Source organism: uncultured Nocardioides sp. (assembly GCF_947489365.1).
Classification (GTDB): domain Bacteria; phylum Actinomycetota; class Actinomycetes; order Propionibacteriales; family Nocardioidaceae; genus Nocardioides.
The window spans coordinates 1,011,730-1,027,280 of sequence record NZ_CANLDB010000001.1; the positions used below are offsets into that span (position 1 = coordinate 1,011,730).

Annotated in this window: 15 protein-coding genes; 6 read left to right on the forward strand and 9 right to left on the reverse strand. The window is 73.6% G+C overall.

Annotated elements, in window-relative coordinates; genetic code table 11:
- Positions 1-168: 168 nt before the first annotated feature.
- Positions 169-804 (reverse strand): hypothetical protein, encoded by a 636-nt coding sequence (locus tag Q0858_RS04840; RefSeq protein WP_299051589.1) that lies wholly within the window; start codon positions 802-804, stop codon positions 169-171.
- Positions 805-925: 121 nt separating this feature from the next.
- Between Q0858_RS04840 and Q0858_RS04845 the strand changes: the two genes are divergently transcribed.
- On the forward strand, positions 926-2,554 hold the full coding sequence (locus Q0858_RS04845; RefSeq protein ID WP_299051590.1) for a ComEC/Rec2 family competence protein: 1,629 nt from the start codon (positions 926-928) through the stop codon (positions 2,552-2,554).
- A 337-nt stretch (positions 2,555-2,891) separates the two neighbouring features.
- A complete protein-coding gene (holA, locus tag Q0858_RS04850) occupies positions 2,892-3,896 on the forward strand; it encodes a DNA polymerase III subunit delta (RefSeq protein WP_299051592.1) in 1,005 nt (334 codons plus the stop codon).
- Positions 3,897-3,962: 66 nt separating this feature from the next.
- Here holA and rpsT read toward each other — a convergent pair whose 3' ends face one another.
- Positions 3,963-4,223 carry a 30S ribosomal protein S20 gene (gene rpsT, locus Q0858_RS04855; protein WP_299051593.1) on the reverse strand — a complete coding sequence of 87 codons (261 nt, stop codon included), beginning with the start codon at positions 4,221-4,223 and terminating at the stop codon, positions 3,963-3,965.
- 89 nt (positions 4,224-4,312) lie between these two features.
- Entirely contained in the window at positions 4,313-5,308 is a 996-nt protein-coding gene (locus Q0858_RS04860; protein ID WP_299051595.1) for a phosphotransferase, read from the reverse strand.
- A 99-nt stretch (positions 5,309-5,407) separates the two neighbouring features.
- Between Q0858_RS04860 and Q0858_RS04865 the strand changes: the two genes are divergently transcribed.
- Positions 5,408-7,018 (forward strand): thiamine pyrophosphate-dependent enzyme, encoded by a 1,611-nt coding sequence (locus Q0858_RS04865; protein ID WP_299051597.1) that lies wholly within the window; start codon positions 5,408-5,410, stop codon positions 7,016-7,018.
- Between the two features lie 15 nt (positions 7,019-7,033).
- Here the strand turns inward: Q0858_RS04865 and Q0858_RS04870 are convergent, their stop codons facing one another.
- Complete coding sequence (locus Q0858_RS04870) at positions 7,034-8,620, reverse strand: alkaline phosphatase D family protein (protein WP_299051598.1); 1,587 nt, start codon at positions 8,618-8,620, stop codon at positions 7,034-7,036.
- Positions 8,621-8,758: 138 nt separating this feature from the next.
- Between Q0858_RS04870 and lepA the strand changes: the two genes are divergently transcribed.
- Positions 8,759-10,651 carry a translation elongation factor 4 gene (gene lepA / locus Q0858_RS04875; RefSeq protein ID WP_299051600.1) on the forward strand — a complete coding sequence of 631 codons (1,893 nt, stop codon included), beginning with the start codon at positions 8,759-8,761 and terminating at the stop codon, positions 10,649-10,651.
- 24 nt (positions 10,652-10,675) lie between these two features.
- Here lepA and Q0858_RS04880 read toward each other — a convergent pair whose 3' ends face one another.
- From Q0858_RS04880 to Q0858_RS04900, 5 genes are all read right to left on the reverse strand, one after another.
- The gene (locus Q0858_RS04880; protein WP_299051602.1) at positions 10,676-10,957 is read right to left on the reverse strand and encodes a hypothetical protein; all 282 of its coding nucleotides are present in this window, start codon (positions 10,955-10,957) and stop codon (positions 10,676-10,678) included.
- A 25-nt stretch (positions 10,958-10,982) separates the two neighbouring features.
- Positions 10,983-11,285 (reverse strand): transcriptional regulator, encoded by a 303-nt coding sequence (locus Q0858_RS04885; protein WP_299051603.1) that lies wholly within the window; start codon positions 11,283-11,285, stop codon positions 10,983-10,985.
- On the reverse strand, positions 11,282-11,737 hold the full coding sequence (locus Q0858_RS04890; RefSeq protein WP_299051605.1) for a hypothetical protein: 456 nt from the start codon (positions 11,735-11,737) through the stop codon (positions 11,282-11,284). The genes Q0858_RS04885 and Q0858_RS04890 overlap by 4 nt, the downstream gene beginning before the upstream one ends.
- Positions 11,738-11,832: 95 nt before the next feature.
- Complete coding sequence (locus tag Q0858_RS04895; protein ID WP_299051607.1) at positions 11,833-12,960, reverse strand: winged helix DNA-binding domain-containing protein; 1,128 nt, start codon at positions 12,958-12,960, stop codon at positions 11,833-11,835.
- A complete protein-coding gene (locus tag Q0858_RS04900) occupies positions 12,957-13,529 on the reverse strand; it encodes a maleylpyruvate isomerase family mycothiol-dependent enzyme (protein WP_299051609.1) in 573 nt (190 codons plus the stop codon). Before Q0858_RS04900 ends, Q0858_RS04895 begins: the two co-directional genes overlap by 4 nt.
- Before the next feature lie 51 nt (positions 13,530-13,580).
- Here Q0858_RS04900 and Q0858_RS04905 point away from each other — a divergent pair, with 51 nt between their 5' ends.
- Positions 13,581-14,414 carry a helix-turn-helix domain-containing protein gene (locus Q0858_RS04905; RefSeq protein ID WP_299051610.1) on the forward strand — a complete coding sequence of 278 codons (834 nt, stop codon included), beginning with the start codon at positions 13,581-13,583 and terminating at the stop codon, positions 14,412-14,414.
- Positions 14,411-15,343, forward strand: coding sequence for an aminoglycoside phosphotransferase family protein (locus Q0858_RS04910; RefSeq protein ID WP_299051612.1), 933 nt, complete (start codon positions 14,411-14,413; stop codon positions 15,341-15,343). The genes Q0858_RS04905 and Q0858_RS04910 overlap by 4 nt, the downstream gene beginning before the upstream one ends.
- The last annotated feature ends 208 nt before the right edge of the window (positions 15,344-15,551 follow it).

The window sequence follows — 15,551 nt, forward strand, 5'->3', positions numbered from 1 at the left end:
TCTTGCAACTTCTCTCGGTGCTCTTTGTCCAGGTGGAGAATAAATCGGTAGTTGTCACTAGCCACGGTCTTACCTTTCGATAGCGGATACCTGCTACCAATGGGACCGTTATTCACGCAATCTGTCAAATTGCCTATTTTCGTCGGCGTCTTTATTGGGATTCTGGATCTAGCGCGGCAGTTCCGGATGCTGAGTCTGAAATTTTCGCAGTGCGCGTGTGCGTTGGAAATACGTTAGCCCGATGCTCTGTGTTGCGCGCACCTCAGCGCGCGCTTCCCGCAAGAAGTTGTCGAGAGCGGCCTGGTGGGCTGCATGGTCAAAGGGTGCGTCGCTCGACTGGGTCGGCGCCTTCAGTGTCGCAATCGTAATTGCGTCTAGCAGCGTTTTCGCCCGTGCCTGACTGGCGTGTTCCGCCGCAATTTGATTGTTGGCGGCGGCATTTGCCTCCTTGCGCCTCTCTCTCAACATCTCGAGAGTTCGAGACTCCGCCCTCGATTTGGATTGCCTCTCTGTCGCGTCCTCAATCAGGGCAATCGCTTCGAACCGGTCCGCGCTCGCGTGTAGTTCATTTGCAACATCGCGGAGTGCTTTAATGGAAAGTCCCAAAGCGCTACTGCTTTCGATAAGGGCGGCCGCAGCATCGCTCTTACGTCGGGCATTCTCTTGCCGCGCTTCCCAGATTTTGACGAATGCCTGTGTTACTAGCGCCAGGGAACCGATAATCACGGCTGCGATGATCGGCGCTATCACTCCGATAGACGACGCTTCCGCCATTGCTTTTCCTTCCAGCGTCACGGTCCTCACCTCGCTCAGTATGTGCCTCAGGAGAGGGCTGTCTGTACCCTCTGCGGCGGGCGTTCCCACGGTCAGAACCCCATGTCAGTCCGTGGGGGCGTCCCTCTTGCACCCCTGCGCCTGTAGGCCGGTGTCGGGCACCAACCTCACCCTGCTCGTCGGGTTCCTCCTCGTCGCGGCCCGCTGGTGCGGCGTCCGCGGTCGCTGGCTGCACCTGGTCGGTGCGGTCGGGATCGCGGGGTTCGTCCTGCTCGCGCGGACCGAGCCGAGCGTCGTCCGGGCCGCGGCGATGGGCACGGTGGCCCTGATCGGGATGGGCAGCAACGGACTGCGCCGTGGCACCCGGACGCTCGGGGTGGCCGTCACGGTCCTGCTGCTGGTCCACCCCTGGTACGCGCTGTCCGCCGGCTTCGCCCTGTCGGTCCTCGCGACCGCCGGCATCCTGCTCCTCGCGCCCGGGTGGCGCGACGCCCTCGCCCGCCGCCTCCCGCGCTGGCTGGCCGAGGCCGTGGCTGTCCCCGCGGCCGCTCAGCTCGCCTGCACGCCGGTGGTCGCCGCGATCTCCGGGCAGGTCAGCCTCGTCGCGGTCGTCGCGAACCTGCTCGCCGCCCCGGCGGTCGGACCGGCGACCGTGCTGGGTCTACTGGCCGGTCTCGTCGGCCTCGTCTGGGACGCCGCAGCACGGCTGGTCGGCACCGGCGCGGCCTGGTGCGTCGCGTGGATCGTGCTGGTCGCCCGTCGCGGGGCGGCGCTCCCGACGGCCGCGGTGGACTGGGGCACCTCGGCGGTCTCCCTGACCCTGCTGACGCTGCTCTGCCTCGCGATCGCGGTCCTGCTGCCGGTGGTGCTGCGCCGCCGCGGTGGCCTCCTGCTCTGCGTCGGCCTCACGGCGGTCAGCCTCGGGGTGCCCCTGCCCACGCCCGGGTGGCCCGCCGCGGGGTGGGTGGTCGCGGCCTGCGACGTCGGCCAGGGCGACGCCCTGGTGCTGCGGGCGGGGGAGGGGGCCGGCGTCGTCGTCGACACCGGACCGGATCCGGCGCTGGTCGACCGGTGCCTACGTCGTCTCGGCGTCGACCGGGTGCCTCTGGTGGTCGTCACCCACTTCCACGCCGACCACGCCGACGGGCTGTCCGGGGTGCTGTCGGGTCGTGACGTCGGCGCCGTCGAGGTCACCGCCGTCGCCGAGCCGGCGGACGGGGCGGAGGCGGTGTCCCGGGCGGCGGGCGAGGCGGGGGTGCCGGTCCGGGTGCCGGCGTACGGCGAGACCCGGCAGGTGGGTGACGTGACGCTCCAGGTGCTCTCGCCGCTGCCGGGCGTGGCCCCGGTCGCGGGCGCCGAGGGCGACGCCGCCAACGACGCCAGCCTCGTCGTCCTCGCCGAGGTCGGAGGGGTGACGGTGCTGCTCACCGGAGACCTCGAGCCGCCGGGGCAGGAGGCGCTGGCGGCGTCCGTGCCGGGCCTGCAGGTGGACGTCCTCAAGGTCCCGCACCACGGCAGCCGCCACCAGGACCTCGACCTGCTGCTGTCCCTCGACGCCTCCCTGGCGCTGGTGTCGGTGGGGGAGGACAACACCTACGGCCACCCCTCCCGCGAGGTCCTCGACCCGCTCGAGGAGGCGGGGGTCGAGGTCGGCCGCACCGACACCGACGGCGACCTCCTCGTCGTCCCGGGCGAGGACGCCCCCGAGCTCGTCACCGGAGTAGCACCGCTCGCCGGGTCTCGACGACGCGCGCCGCCGGCACGGTGGTCGAGCAGCTGACGAGCGCAGCAAGTCCGCCGTCCTGGTGGTCGAGCAGCCGACGAGCGCAGCGAGTCCGCGTCGTCGAGACCCGTGGATCCGGGTCGCCGGGTCGCCGGGTTTGCTCGAGGGGTCTCGACGACGCGCGCTCGCCGGGGGCTCGCGGGCTGCTCGACCAGCGTGGGGCCGGTCAGGTGGTCGAGCAGCCGACGAGCGCAGCGAGTCCGCGTCGTCGAGACCCGTGGGTCCGGGTCGCCGGGTTGCTCGACCGGCTGGGGGGCGACGTCCTCGGGACCGCCACGTGGTGCTCGTCCACCGCCGACCCGGGGCGTCGGCGGGCTGTGGCAGGGTCTGCCGCATGGCCCGATCCTCCGCCGCGACGTCGGTCTCGTCCGCGCCCGCCTCGGTCCTGGGGCGCGTGACGCTCGTGACCGGCAAGGAGGAGTTCCTGCGTGACCGCGTCGTCCGCGACGTGCGCGCCGCGGTGCGCGAGGCCGACGTCGAGGCCGAGCTGTCCGAGACCCGTGGCAGCGAGCTGACGCTGGCGACGCTGGGCGAGCTCGCGGCGCCGTCGCTGTTCTCCTCCACCCGCGGGGTCGTGGTGTGGGAGCTCGAGAACCTGCCGGAGGAGTCCGTCGCCGGCCTGGTCGGGTACGCCGCCGAGCCGGCCGAGGACGTCGCCCTCGTGCTCGTGCACTCCGGCGGCCCCCGCGGCAGCGGCGTGCTCACGAAGCTCCGCAAGCTGCCGGGAGTGGCCGACATCCAGGTGGAGGAGGTCAAGGGCTACCAGATGTCCGGTTTCGCCCAGGCCGAGATCCGCCGCCACGGCTCCCGCCTCGATCCCGACACCGCGGGCTTCCTGGTGCAGGCCGTGGGCCACGACCTGCGCTCCCTGGCGGCCGCCGCCCACCAGCTGGCGACCGACTTCCCCGGCCGCACCGTGTCGTCCGAGGAGGTCAAGCGCTACTTCGGGGGCCGGTCCGAGGCGACGTCGTTCGCGGTCGCCGACCACGCCCTCGAGGGCCGGCGCACCGAGGCCCTGGAGGAGCTCCGCTGGGCCCTCGACGGGGGAGTGGCGCCCGTGCTGGTGACCTCGGCCTTCGCCTCGGGGGCCCGGGGCCTCGCCCGGTTCGCGACCGCCCCGCGGGGGATGCGGGACGCGGACCTGGCCCGGGAGGTCGGCGTCCCGCCCTGGAAGCTGAAGAGCCTCCGCTCGCAGGTTCGCGGCTGGGACGAGCGGTCCCTGGCTGCCGTGCTCGTCGAGGTGGCGCGCACCGACGCCGACGTCAAGGGCGCCGCCACCGACGCGGCGTACGCCCTCGAGCGCATGACGCTCACGGTCTGCGCGCTCCGGCGGGGCTGAGCGGAAGCACCACCGGCCCGCCGCGAGGACGCGACGGGCCGGTGGAACAGAGTGTGCGGGTGGGCCTCAGAGGCCGGCGGCGCGCACCGCGATCTTCGACTTCCGGTTCGCGGCCTGGTTGGCGTGGATGACGCCCTTGGAGGCCGCCTGGTCCAGCTTGCGGGTCGCCGCGCGGGCCAGGGTCGTCGCGTTGTCGGTGTCGCCGGCGTCGGCGGCCTCGCGGAACTTGCGCACGGCGGTCTTCAGGTCCGACTTCACGGACTTGTTGCGCTCGCGGCGCGCCTCGTTCTGCTTGTTGCGCTTGATCTGGGACTTGATGTTCGCCACTGGTGGGTGTCCTCGATGCTCGACTCGGTGCTGGACTGAAGATCTGAAGGCGCGCAGCGATGCGGCGCTGCGCGCGACAGGGCAATCTATCAAGCCGTGCCGACGGCTCCCAAATCACTCGCGCCACCCGCGGCCCCGGCGGGGCCGATCCAGCCCCGTCGCTCGGCCAGCCACCCCCACGCGACCTGGGCGCACTGGTCCTGGTGGGCGCGCAGCCACGGCGAGGCCGGGGGGACCGGGCGGTCCCGCGCCTGCAGGTAGAACCCCGCCATCAGCGCGATCAGCCGGTCGACGTGGTCGGGCGGCACGTCACGGGTCAGCGACCGCGAGGCCAGGAGCGCGTCGACGTCCACGCCGTCGCCCCGGGGCCCGAGCAGGAGGTCGACCGTGTCGATCCAGGCGGCCCCGCGGGCGGGGAAGTTCCAGTCGCACAGCCACACCTCGCCGTGCGGGCCGACGAGCACGTTGTCGTCGCGGACGTCGGTGTGGACGGCGGTCCCACCAGCGGTGACCTCGACGTGGGAGGCGGCCAGCCGGGCCGCCTCGGCGGCGTGCTCGGCGAGGCCGGGCAGGTCGTGGCGGACGCCGGCCCAGGCGGCGACGGCGCCGGTCATCTCCTCGGCGAACGTCGCGGGCGCCAGGCCCGGCGGTGCCGGCGTCAGCAGGTGGGCGCACTCCTCGAGGGCGTCGAGCGCACGGTCGAGGTCGTCGTCGGTCCACGGACGGGGGGCCGGGACGCCGGGCACGTGCTCGATGGCCAGCACCACCCAGTCCTCGTCGCGGTGCCACCACCGCAGCCGGGGGGCGGGGACGCCGGGGGGCAGCAGCGCCAGCCGGCGGGCCTCCTCGGCGTACGCCGCGGCGAACTCTCGCTGCGCCTTGACGCTGGCGGCCTTCACGAAGTGCCGGGTGCCGTCCTCGCAGGTGAGGACCGAGGCCATGCCGGGCGTGAAGCCGCCGCCGCAGGAGGCTGCGTGGACCACGGCGGACCCGAGGCGGCGGGCGACGAGGTCGCGCAGCCGCGGGGGCAGGAACGACCACTCGAGACGGCGGGCGGTGGCGCCGTGCGGGATGGGCTGCAGCACGCGCACAGCCAATCACGGCCGGCCGCGACCCCCGACGCTCGACGGGCCCGGCGGAGTGCCGCCCGGAGTGCCGCCCCCCGGGACGGGGAACGGAGGGTCATGACCACCGTCGCGGACCACCTCGCCGAAGCCCTCGCCGCCCACGGCGTCACCCAGGTCTGGGGCGTGGTCGGCGACGCGCTGAACCCCGTCACCGACGCCATCCGCCGCCAGGACGGGCTGGACTGGGTCGGGGTGCGCCACGAGGAGGTCGGGGCCTTCGCCGCGGGCGCCCAGGCTCAGCTGACCGGGCGTCTGGGCGTGTGTGCCGGCACGGTCGGGCCGGGCTCGGTGCACCTGCTCAACGGCCTGTACGACGCCAAGAAGTCCCACGCCCCGGTGCTCGCGATCTGCGGCCAGGTGCCGCGGGCCGACATCGGCAGCGACCTGTTCCAGGAGGTCGACAACCACGTCCTGTTCGCGGACGTCGCGGAGTACCGCGCCACGGTCACCGACCCGACGCAGCTGGCGCACGTGCTGGAGCAGGCCGGCAACGCGGCCCTGGCGTCCGGGGGCGTGTCGGTCGTGATCCTGCCCGGCGACCTGGGCGACCTCGAGCTCCCGGAGGGCACCCCGCCCACGCGGTGGGCTGCGCTGCCCGCGCCCCCGGCGCCTGCCGCCGAGCCCCTCGCCGAGGCCGCCGCCGCGATCGAGGACGCCTCCCGGGTGACGATGCTCGTCGGTATCGGCGCGCGCGACGCCCGCGACGACGTCCTCGCGCTGGGCCGGCGCCTGCGGGCGCCGATGGTGCTCAGCCTCAAGGCGAAGGAGGGCCTCGAGCACGACAACGAGCTCGAGGTCGGCCAGACCGGCCAGCTCGGCAACCCGGCCGCCGCGCAGGCGCTCGAGGACTGCGACCTGCTGCTCATGGTCGGCACCGACTTCCCGTACACCGACTACCTGCCCCACGGCACCACGACGGTGCAGCTCGACGCCCGCGCCGCCCACGTGGGCCGTCGTACGCCGGTCGCCCACGCGGTCGTCGGCGACGCGGGGGAGTCGCTGCGTGCGCTCCTGGCGGTCGTCGCCGAGCGCGACGACTCCGGGCACCTCGACCGCGCCCGGTCGTCGTACGACGCGTGGCGGGAGGAGCAGCGACGCCTCGGGGAGCCCGGGGCGTCGGCGAACGGCGTCCGGCCCGAGGTGCTCGCCGCGGCGATCGACCGCCACGCCGCGTCGGACGCCGTGATGACGACCGACACCGGCATGGCGACCATCTGGGCCTCCCGGCACGCCACGATGGGCGCCGGCCGCCGACTGCTCGGCTCCTACAACCTGGGCTCGATGGCCAACGCCATGCCGCAGGCGCTCGGCGCCGCGGCCGCCGCACCGGGTCGCCAGGCGGTCGCCTGGTGCGGCGACGGGGGCCTGACGATGCTGCTGGGCGACCTGCTCACCGTCGCCGAGCAGGACCTGCCGGTGAAGATGGTGGTCTTCGACAACGGCCGGCTCGGCCTGGTGAAGATCGAGCAGGAGCACTCCGACCTGACCGAGCACGGCACCGGTCTCGACAACCACGACCTCGCCGCCGTCGCCCGGGCCGTCGGCGTCCACGCGGTCCGGGTCAGCACCGACGCCGAGGTCGACGACGCGGTGCGGGAGGCCTTCGCCCGCCCCGGCCCGGTCCTGCTCGACGTCCTCACCGACCCCGGGGCCACCGCGGAGGACTGAGCCTCCGGGTGGTGCTCAGCGCCGCTTCGGGCGCAGCGTCCGGCTGAAGAGCGAGGCACCCTCGACGTCGCGCAGGTGCACCGTCAGCGCCTTCGTCCCCGCGTCGATCTCGACCTCGCCGAAGAACTGCGACCCCTCCGCGGGCGAGGTGTTCGGCGCCGGCGGGGCGGCCACGAACGCCGCCCGGGGCCCGAAGGTGCCGTCGAGCTCGCTCGGCCCGAACGCGCCGGCGTTGAGCGGTCCCGACACGAACTCCCAGAAGGGGTCGAAGTCCGTGAACGCCGCGCGGTCGGGGGAGTAGTGGTGCGCGGCGGTGTAGTGGACGTCGGCGGTGAGCCAGACGTGGTTGCGGATCCCCAGGCGCTTGAGGCCGGACAGCACGGTCGCGATGCCCTGCTCACGGCCGAGCGGCGCACCGTCGTCGCCGTTCGCGATCCCCTCCCAGGCCTCGCCGTCCGGCACGAGGAGCCCGATCGGCAGGTCGGCGGCGATCACCTTCCAGGTCGCGGTCGAGCGCTCGAGCTCGCGCAGCAGCCAGCGGGTCTGGCGCGCGCCGAGCACCCCCTGCCGCTCCGCGGGCTCGAGGTTGGCGGTGTTCGGGTTCTTGAAGGTGCGCATGTCCAGGACGAACACGTCGAGCAGGGGTCCGTAGGCGATCTTGCGGTAGACGCGCCCGTCGGGGTCGGGGGAGAGGTCCGACAGCGGCGTCCACTCGTGGAAGGCGCGGTGACCGCGGCGGGCGAGGGTGTCGACGTCCTTCACCCGGTAGCGCTCGTCGTCCAGGATCTCGCCCGGGTACCAGTTGTTCGTGACCTCGTGGTCGTCCCACTGCACCACCTGCGGGGTGCGCGCGAGGAACTCCCGCCAGTTGTCGGCCAGCAGGTTGTAGGCGTACTGCCCGCGGAACTCCGCCAGCGTCTCGGCGACCTTGGACTTGGCCTCGGTGACCTCGTTGCGCCAGATCGAGCCGTCGGGCAGCTCGACCTGCTCCTGCACCGGCCCGTCGGCGTACACGTAGTCGCCGGAGCAGAGGAAGAAGTCGGGGTCGCGGCGGGTCATGGCGTCGGCGATCCGGAAGCCGCCGTACTCGGGGTTCACGCCCCAGCCCTGGCCGGCGATGTCGCCCGACCACAGGAACCGGACGTCGTCCCCCCGCCCGGGCGCGGTGCGGAGCCGACCGACGACCGGCTCGCTCGCGCGACGGGCGTCATCGAGGTCGACGGCGCGGACGCGGTAGTGCAGCTCGGCGCCGGTCGGCAGGTCCGTGAGGGCGACGTGGCCGGTCAGGTCGGTGCCGGGGCGGACGACGGGCCCGCGGACGGTGCGCACCCGCCGGCGGAACCGGGGGTCGCGGGAGACCTCGACGACCAGGCGGGACGGCCGGTCGGCGCGGCCCCACACGACGGCACCGCCCGGTCGGACGTCGCCCGACTGGACGCCGTGGGTCAGCCGGGGCCGGCCCCCACGCACGAACGCGGGCGCGGAGCCGGGGACCGCGCCGGCGTGCGGGGCGAGGAAGCCGGAGGAGGCGGCGACGGAGGCGGCTGCGGCGAGGCCGGTGCTGCGCAGGACGGTACGGCGGTCGAGGGATCCCGAGGTCATGGGGAGAAACCTGGCGGACCCGGACGAACCACAGGTGGCGCCGGGGTGAACGCGGTCCGCCGCGAGGCGGTGGGGCGAGGGGTCGCGTGGGAGGATCGGGTCGACCCGACCGCCCGCAGGACCGAGCAGAGAGCAGCCGTGGCCACCACCTCCGTCGCGACACCCCAGCAGCCGGGACGCACCGACCCGTCGCTGATCCGCAACTTCTGCATCATCGCCCACATCGACCACGGCAAGTCGACGTTGGCCGACCGGATGCTGCAGCTGACCGGCGTGGTGAGCGACCGCGACGCGCGTGCGCAGTACCTCGACCGCATGGACATCGAGCGCGAGCGCGGCATCACGATCAAGAGCCAGGCCGTCCGGATGCCGTGGACGGTCGACGCCGAGGCCGCCGAGCTGCACGAGATCCCGGCCGCGTCGTACGTGCTCAACATGATCGACACCCCCGGCCACGTCGACTTCACCTACGAGGTCTCGCGCTCGCTCGAGGCCTGCGAGACCGCGGTGCTGCTCGTCGACGCGGCGCAGGGGATCGAGGCGCAGACCCTCGCGAACCTCTACCTGGCGATCGGCGCCGACCTCCACATCATCCCGGTGCTCAACAAGATCGACCTGCCCAACGCGCAGCCCGAGAAGTACGCCGCGGAGCTCGCCGGCATCATCGGCTGCGAGCCCGGCGACGTGCTCCGGGTGAGCGCCAAGACCGGCGTCGGCGTCGAGCACCTGCTCAACGAGATCGTCGCCCAGACCGCGGCACCCGTCGGCGACCCGGACGCCCCGCCGCGCGCGCTGATCTTCGACTCCGTCTACGACACCTACCGCGGCGTCGTCACCTACGTGCGCGTCGTCGACGGGAAGCTGAGCCACCGCGACCGGATCAAGATGATGTCCAACGGCGTCGTCCACGAGATGCTCGAGGTCGGCGTGATCAGCCCGGAGCCGACCAAGGCCGGGGACCTGGGCGTCGGCGAGGTCGGCTACCTCATCACCGGCGTGAAGGACGTCCGTCAGTCCCGCGTGGGCGACACCGTGACCAGCCAGCACCACGGGGCGACGGAGCCGCTCGGCGGCTACAAGCACCCGAAGCCGATGGTCTACTCCGGGCTCTACCCGATCGACGGCGACGACTACCCGACGCTGCGCGACGCCCTGGAGCGGCTGCAGCTCAACGACGCCGCGCTGGCGTACGAGCCGGAGACCTCCGGCGCGCTCGGCTTCGGCTTCCGCTGCGGCTTCCTCGGCCTGCTGCACATGGAGATCGTGCGCGAGCGCCTCGAGCGCGAGTTCGACCTCGCGCTCATCTCCACGGCCCCGAACGTGGTGTACGGCGTGCTCATGGAGGACGGCTCCGAGCAGGTCGTGACCAACCCCAGCGAGTACCCCAACAACGGCAAGATCGCCGAGGTCCGCGAGCCGGTCTGCAAGGCCACGATCCTGTCGCCGAGCGACTACATCGGCGTGATCATGGAGCTCTGCCAGTCCAAGCGCGGACAGCTCGAGGGGATGGACTACCTCTCCGAGGACCGCGTGGAGATGCGCTACACGCTGCCGATGGGCGAGATCGTCTTCGACTTCTTCGACCAGCTGAAGTCCAAGACCAAGGGCTACGCCTCGCTCGACTACGACGTGTCCGGCGAGCAGGCCGCCGACCTGGTGAAGGTCGACATCCTGCTGCAGGGCGAGACCGTCGACGCGTTCAGCGCGATCGTGCACCGCGACGCGGCGTACGGCTACGGCGTGATGCTGGCCGGCAAGCTCCGCGAGCTGATCCCGCGCCAGCAGTTCGAGGTGCCGATCCAGGCCGCCATCGGCGCCCGGGTGATCGCCCGCGAGACCATCCGCGCGATCCGCAAGGACGTCCTCGCCAAGTGCTACGGCGGTGACATCAGCCGCAAGCGGAAGCTGCTGGAGAAGCAGAAGGAGGGCAAGAAGCGGATGAAGATGGTCGGCCGCGTCGAGGTCCCCCAGGAGGCGTTCATCGCCGCGCTCTCCACCTCCGGCCCGGCGGGCGACCAGCCGAAGAAGTAGCCCCGAGGACCGTCGTACGACGCCTCAGCGGCAGGTGCCGTCGGCGCACCGGGCGCGTCGGCCCGCAAGGGTCGCCCCGAGGCCCACGGCCCAACAGGTGGGGCAGCCGCGCCACGCGACCACGGTGCCGACGAGGCCCAGCAGCGCCCACGGGTGGTCGCCGGCGTAGGCGAACGCGGCCGCGGCGAGCAGCAGGCCGACGACCCCGCGCACGAGGTGCTCCGTCAGGGTCCGGCTGGCGAACACGAGCCCGGGCAGGTCGTCCGCGGTCGTGACCGGCGGCTGCTCCTGGGTGGGGGTGCTCACGCCGTCCACGGTAGCCCGCGGCCCGTCAGCCGAGCAGCGCCCGCAGGGTGTCGCGGTGCCGCGTGTACGCCGCCCGGCCGGGCCGGGTCGCCTTGTACGTGGTGGTCGAGCCCCGGCCGCGGCCCGACTTGCTGATCGCCAGGTAGCCAGCCGCCTCGAGCGCCCCGGCCTGCTTGGACAGGTCGGAGTCGCTGACCGCGAGGTGGTCGCGGAGGAAGCCGAAGTCGGCCGAGGTCGCTCCCGTGAGGACGGCCATGATCGCCAGGCGCTTCGGTGCGTTCAGGACGGGGTCGAGACCGGCCAGGGCGGAGACGGGGGTCTCGGTCACGCGACGCGCGCCTGCACGGCGGCCGACGCCCGGGCGTACGCGCGGTTGTAGAGGAACACCGCCAGGCCCCAGGTGACGCCGATGAAGACGGCGGCGACCCAGCCGGCCGCGTAGTGGCCCAGCAGGTACGTGACCGGGACGATCACGAGCGGCGAGCAGAACAGCGCAGCCGTCGCCCGGTTGTACTCCCGCGGCATCCGCCCGGTGTAGGACGGGTACGCCGCCTGGGTGCGGTGGTCCCACCAGATGTAGCCGAGCATCACGGCCAGGTGGAGCAGGGACCAGAGGTTGCCGGTCACGCCGTCGAGGTAGGCCAGGCCGAGGGTGAACGTCGCCGCCCAGGCCGCCATGGCGATCGGCGTCCAGGCCGGGAACCGGTAGCCGGTCCACCCGAGGGTCTCGCCGCGCTCGGCCTCGCGGAGCTCCTGTCGGAGGGTCTCGTTGCTTTCCATGACGGAAACCGTAGAGAGAACTTTCCGGTGGTGCAAGTGGAAAGTTTCGCTCCGACAGGTGGAGCCTGCCCGAGCGGACACCGTCCGCGCCCGGCTCAGACGGCCTCCCGCGTCAGCGTGACGTCGGTGATGGTGATGCCTAGCGCCGCCTCGACCGCCGCGACGGGTGCGTCGAGGTCGCCCTTCCGGGGACGGCGGGTGCGGGCGAACCAGGTGACCTCGAGCGGACGCCGACGGGCCGAGCCCATGGCGCGCCAGTAGCCGGTGATCCGGCCGTCGACCAGGAGCGGCGGCAGGACCGTGGCGTTGGCCTGGTTCCACAGTCGTCCGTGGTGGGCGGGGTCGGCGAAGCGGGTGCGCGACGAGGGCTCGTAGGCGCACATGAACGCGTCGAACTCGGGGAGCAGACGGACGCCCGTGTCGGCCACGGCAGGCGGGGCGTCGGGGAGGTCGACGTAGACCCGACCGTCCGGGCCCTCCTCCCCGTCGAGGGACAGCCGTTCCAGGGCGGCGTCGACGGTGCCGAGCGTGACCCCGGCCCACCAGGCGAGGTCCTGCCGGCTCGCCGGCCCGTGCGCGGTGAGATGAGCACGCACCAGGTCGGCGACGACGTCGGGGTCGGTGAGCCGACGGCCCCGCTCCGGTGCCACCGAGGTCGTGTAGCCCGCGCGCCCCTGGCCCTCCCACCCGCCGCTGAGCGGGCGCCGGACGAGCCCCCCATGGGTGTAGGACAGCGACCGGCCGATGCTCGCCCGCACCTCGTCGGGGTCGCGTCCGTCGCGCCCGCCGACCCAGGCGGCCAGGTGGGTGTGCAGGTCGTCCGCGGTGCGCGGCTCGGACGCGGCGTACGACTCGAGCTCCGACCACAGCTCGTCGACCGTGAAGCGCTGGGGCCGCAGCACGCGCGCGACGTCCCTGCGACGGGCCATCCGGGTGACGGCCTCGTGCAGGGGGTGGTCCTCCGCGGCGACGGTGTGGACGGTCCCGCGGAGCGTGCTGCCGCGCAGGATCGCGCCGGCCTCGAACGCGTCGGTGATCGCCGCGTGGGTGACACCGGGGAACCGTGCGGCCATGCCGAGGAATGTCGACCGCGCGGTCTGCGACTGGATCGCCCCGGTCCGGCGCAGCGCGGCGGCGACCTGCGCCGGGTCGGCCGGCGGTACGACGTCCGCGGGGAGCTGGCGGGCGAGGGCGCGGGCGCCGAGGTCGTCCCAGGTGGTCACGCCCCCGAGTCTGGGCCCCAGTGCGGGTCGCGGCCCAGCCTCCCGAGCAGCCGGTCGGAGGCGGAGGCGTCGTCCGGCACGCTCACGGGCGGCCCGCAGATGCCCTCGCTGTGGAGCGCGGGTCCCCAGCCGTCGGCGAGGGCGGAGAGGGCGTCCGCGTCGGGGACCTCGTACGACGCTCCCGCGGCGACGGCGACGTCCCAGGCGTGGATCTCGAGGTCCCAGCCGTAGAAGTCGGCCATGGTGGCGCCGATCGTGGTCGGCCCGAAGAACCCGTCGTAGGTGCGGGCGGCGACGTCGTCGGTCAGCACGACGGCCATCGCGCGGGCGTGCGCGCGCCAGCGGGCGGCCGGGTCGTCACCCGACGGCGCCGGGACGGTCAGTCCGTGGCGGGCGAGGAAGTCGCGCTCGGTGTCGATGACGTGGTCGACGACGTCGGCCACCGTCCAGCCCTCGCAGGGGGTGGGGGCGTCGTGGTGGCCACCGGCCCGGTCGAGGGCGGCGCTGAAGCGGTCGGCGCGGTCGCGGAAGGCGGCGGCGCTGCCGCCGGCGGTCTCGGTCGTGGTCATCCGACGACCGTAGGGCCGGTCGCCGACGGCGGGCTTGTGATAATCCGACACGTGCCCGCCCCCGACGTCGACCGGATCGATCCGGTCGACCGCGCGCACCTGACCGGGCGCAGCCGGCCCACACCGCCGATCGCGCGCTACTCGGCCTCGCCGGCGGTGGCCGGGCTCGTGTCGCGCTACTGGGTGCCGGTGTGGTCGTTGCCCTCGCCGCAGACCCAGACCACGCTGCAGCACCCGGTCTGCCTGCTCGTCGTCACGCCGGCGTACGCCCGGCTGTACGGCGTCGCCCGTGGCGCGTCGAGCGTGACGCTGGAGGGCGACGGCTGGGCCGTCGGCGTCCTGCTCCGACCCGCGGCCGGGTCGCTGCTCGTCGACGGGTCGGTGGCGCCGCTCGTGGACGGCGACCGGCCGATCGACGGACTGCCGGGTCTGGACGGGCCCGCGCTCGTCGCCGGGGTACGGGACGCCATGACCGACGACCCGGGCGCCGAGGCGTCGCACCGCACGGCGATCGCGGCGTACGAGGGCGCGCTGGCTGGCCTGCTGCCCCTCGACGAGGAGGGCGTGGCGGTCAACCGGGTCGTCGACCTCGTCGCGACGCTGCCGGTCGACGCCCGCGTGGTCGACCTCGCCGAGGCCTGCGGCCTGACCGAGCGCACCCTGCAACGGCTGGTGACCCGCCGCGTCGGCATCACGCCGAAGTGGCTCCTCCAGCGGCGGCGCCTGCACGACGCGGTCGAGCGGCTCAAGGCGGGGGAGACCTCGTTGGCCGCCATGGCGGCGGAGCTCGGGTACACCGACCAGGCCCACTTCACCCACGACTTCCGCACCGTCACCGGCCTCACCCCCGGTCGCTACCTCGCCGACCAGCCGGCGGGCTCGTGATCGACGTCCCGGCCGGGCTGGCCGACCGGCGTCGGCTGGGGGAGGACTGGGCGGCCTGGCTCGACCGTCTTCCGGCTCTCACGTCGACCCTGTTGGCGGAGTGGTCGCTGCGGCCCGACGGCGACCCGCTGCACGGGTTCTGCTCCCTGGTGCTGCCCGTGAGGGGCCCGGACGGGCCCGCGGCGCTCAAGGTGAGCTTCGACGGCGACGACGAGTCCGCCCTGGAGCACCTCGCGCTGCGGCGGTGGGACGGCACCGGCGCCGTCCGCCTGCTGCGCGCCGACCCACGGCGGCGCGCGCTGCTGCTGGAGCGGATCGGCCCGCACGACCTCGGCGACGCCTGGGACGTCGAGGCCTGCGAGGTCGTCGCGGGCCTGTACGCCGGCGTCCACGTCCCCGCGCTGCCGCAGCTGACGACCCTGGCGTCCGTCGTCGAGCGCGACGACGCACGCCTCGGCGACCTGCCACGCGACGCCCCGCTGCCGCGACGACTCGTGGAGCAGGCGCGGTCCCTCACCCCGGACCTCCTCGCCCCCGGCGGGGAGGACCCCGTGCTCCTGCACGGCGACCTGCACTACGGCAACGTGCTCGCCGGCCGCTCCGAGGCGGAGCCGTGGCTCGTCATCGACCCCAAGCCGCTGGCGGGCGACCGGCACTACGAGCCCGCCCCGATGCTGTGGAACCGGATGGACGAGCTCGGGGGGTCGGCGTACGACTCGGTGAGGGACGGCCTGCGCCGCCGCTTCCACACCCTCGTCGACGTCGGCGGCCTCGACGAGCACCGGGCCCGCGACTGGGTCGTCGTCCGGATGGTGCACAACGCGCTGTGGACGATCGACGACGCCCGGGCCCAGGACCGCGCCCTCGAGCGCGGCGAGCGCGACTGGATCACCCGCTGCGTCACCGTCGCCAAGGCCGTCCAGGACTAGCGCCGAGTCGGCCCGAACGCACCCGCTGGGGGCGCCGAGTCGGCTCGAACGCACCCGCTGGGGGCGCCGAGTCGGCCCGAACGCACCTGCTGGGGACGCCGAGTCGGCCCGAACGCACCTGCTGGGGGCGCCGAGTCGGCCCGAACGCACCCGCTGGGGGCGCCGAGTCGGCTCGGAGTCCTGGGCCGGGGGTCCTGGAGACGTTCGT

Excerpts from the sequence above, each read along its gene's own strand:
- holA (WP_299051592.1), top strand. The coding sequence starts at position 2,892 with ATGGCCCGATCCTCCGCCGCGACGTCGGTCTCGTCCGCGCCCGCCTCG.
- Q0858_RS04865 (WP_299051597.1), top strand. The coding sequence starts at position 5,408 with ATGACCACCGTCGCGGACCACCTCGCCGAAGCCCTCGCCGCCCACGGC.
- Q0858_RS04870 (WP_299051598.1), bottom strand. The coding sequence starts at position 8,620 with ATGACCTCGGGATCCCTCGACCGCCGTACCGTCCTGCGCAGCACCGGC.
- Q0858_RS04890 (WP_299051605.1), bottom strand. The coding sequence starts at position 11,737 with ATGGAAAGCAACGAGACCCTCCGACAGGAGCTCCGCGAGGCCGAGCGC.
- Q0858_RS04900 (WP_299051609.1), bottom strand. The coding sequence starts at position 13,529 with ATGACCACGACCGAGACCGCCGGCGGCAGCGCCGCCGCCTTCCGCGAC.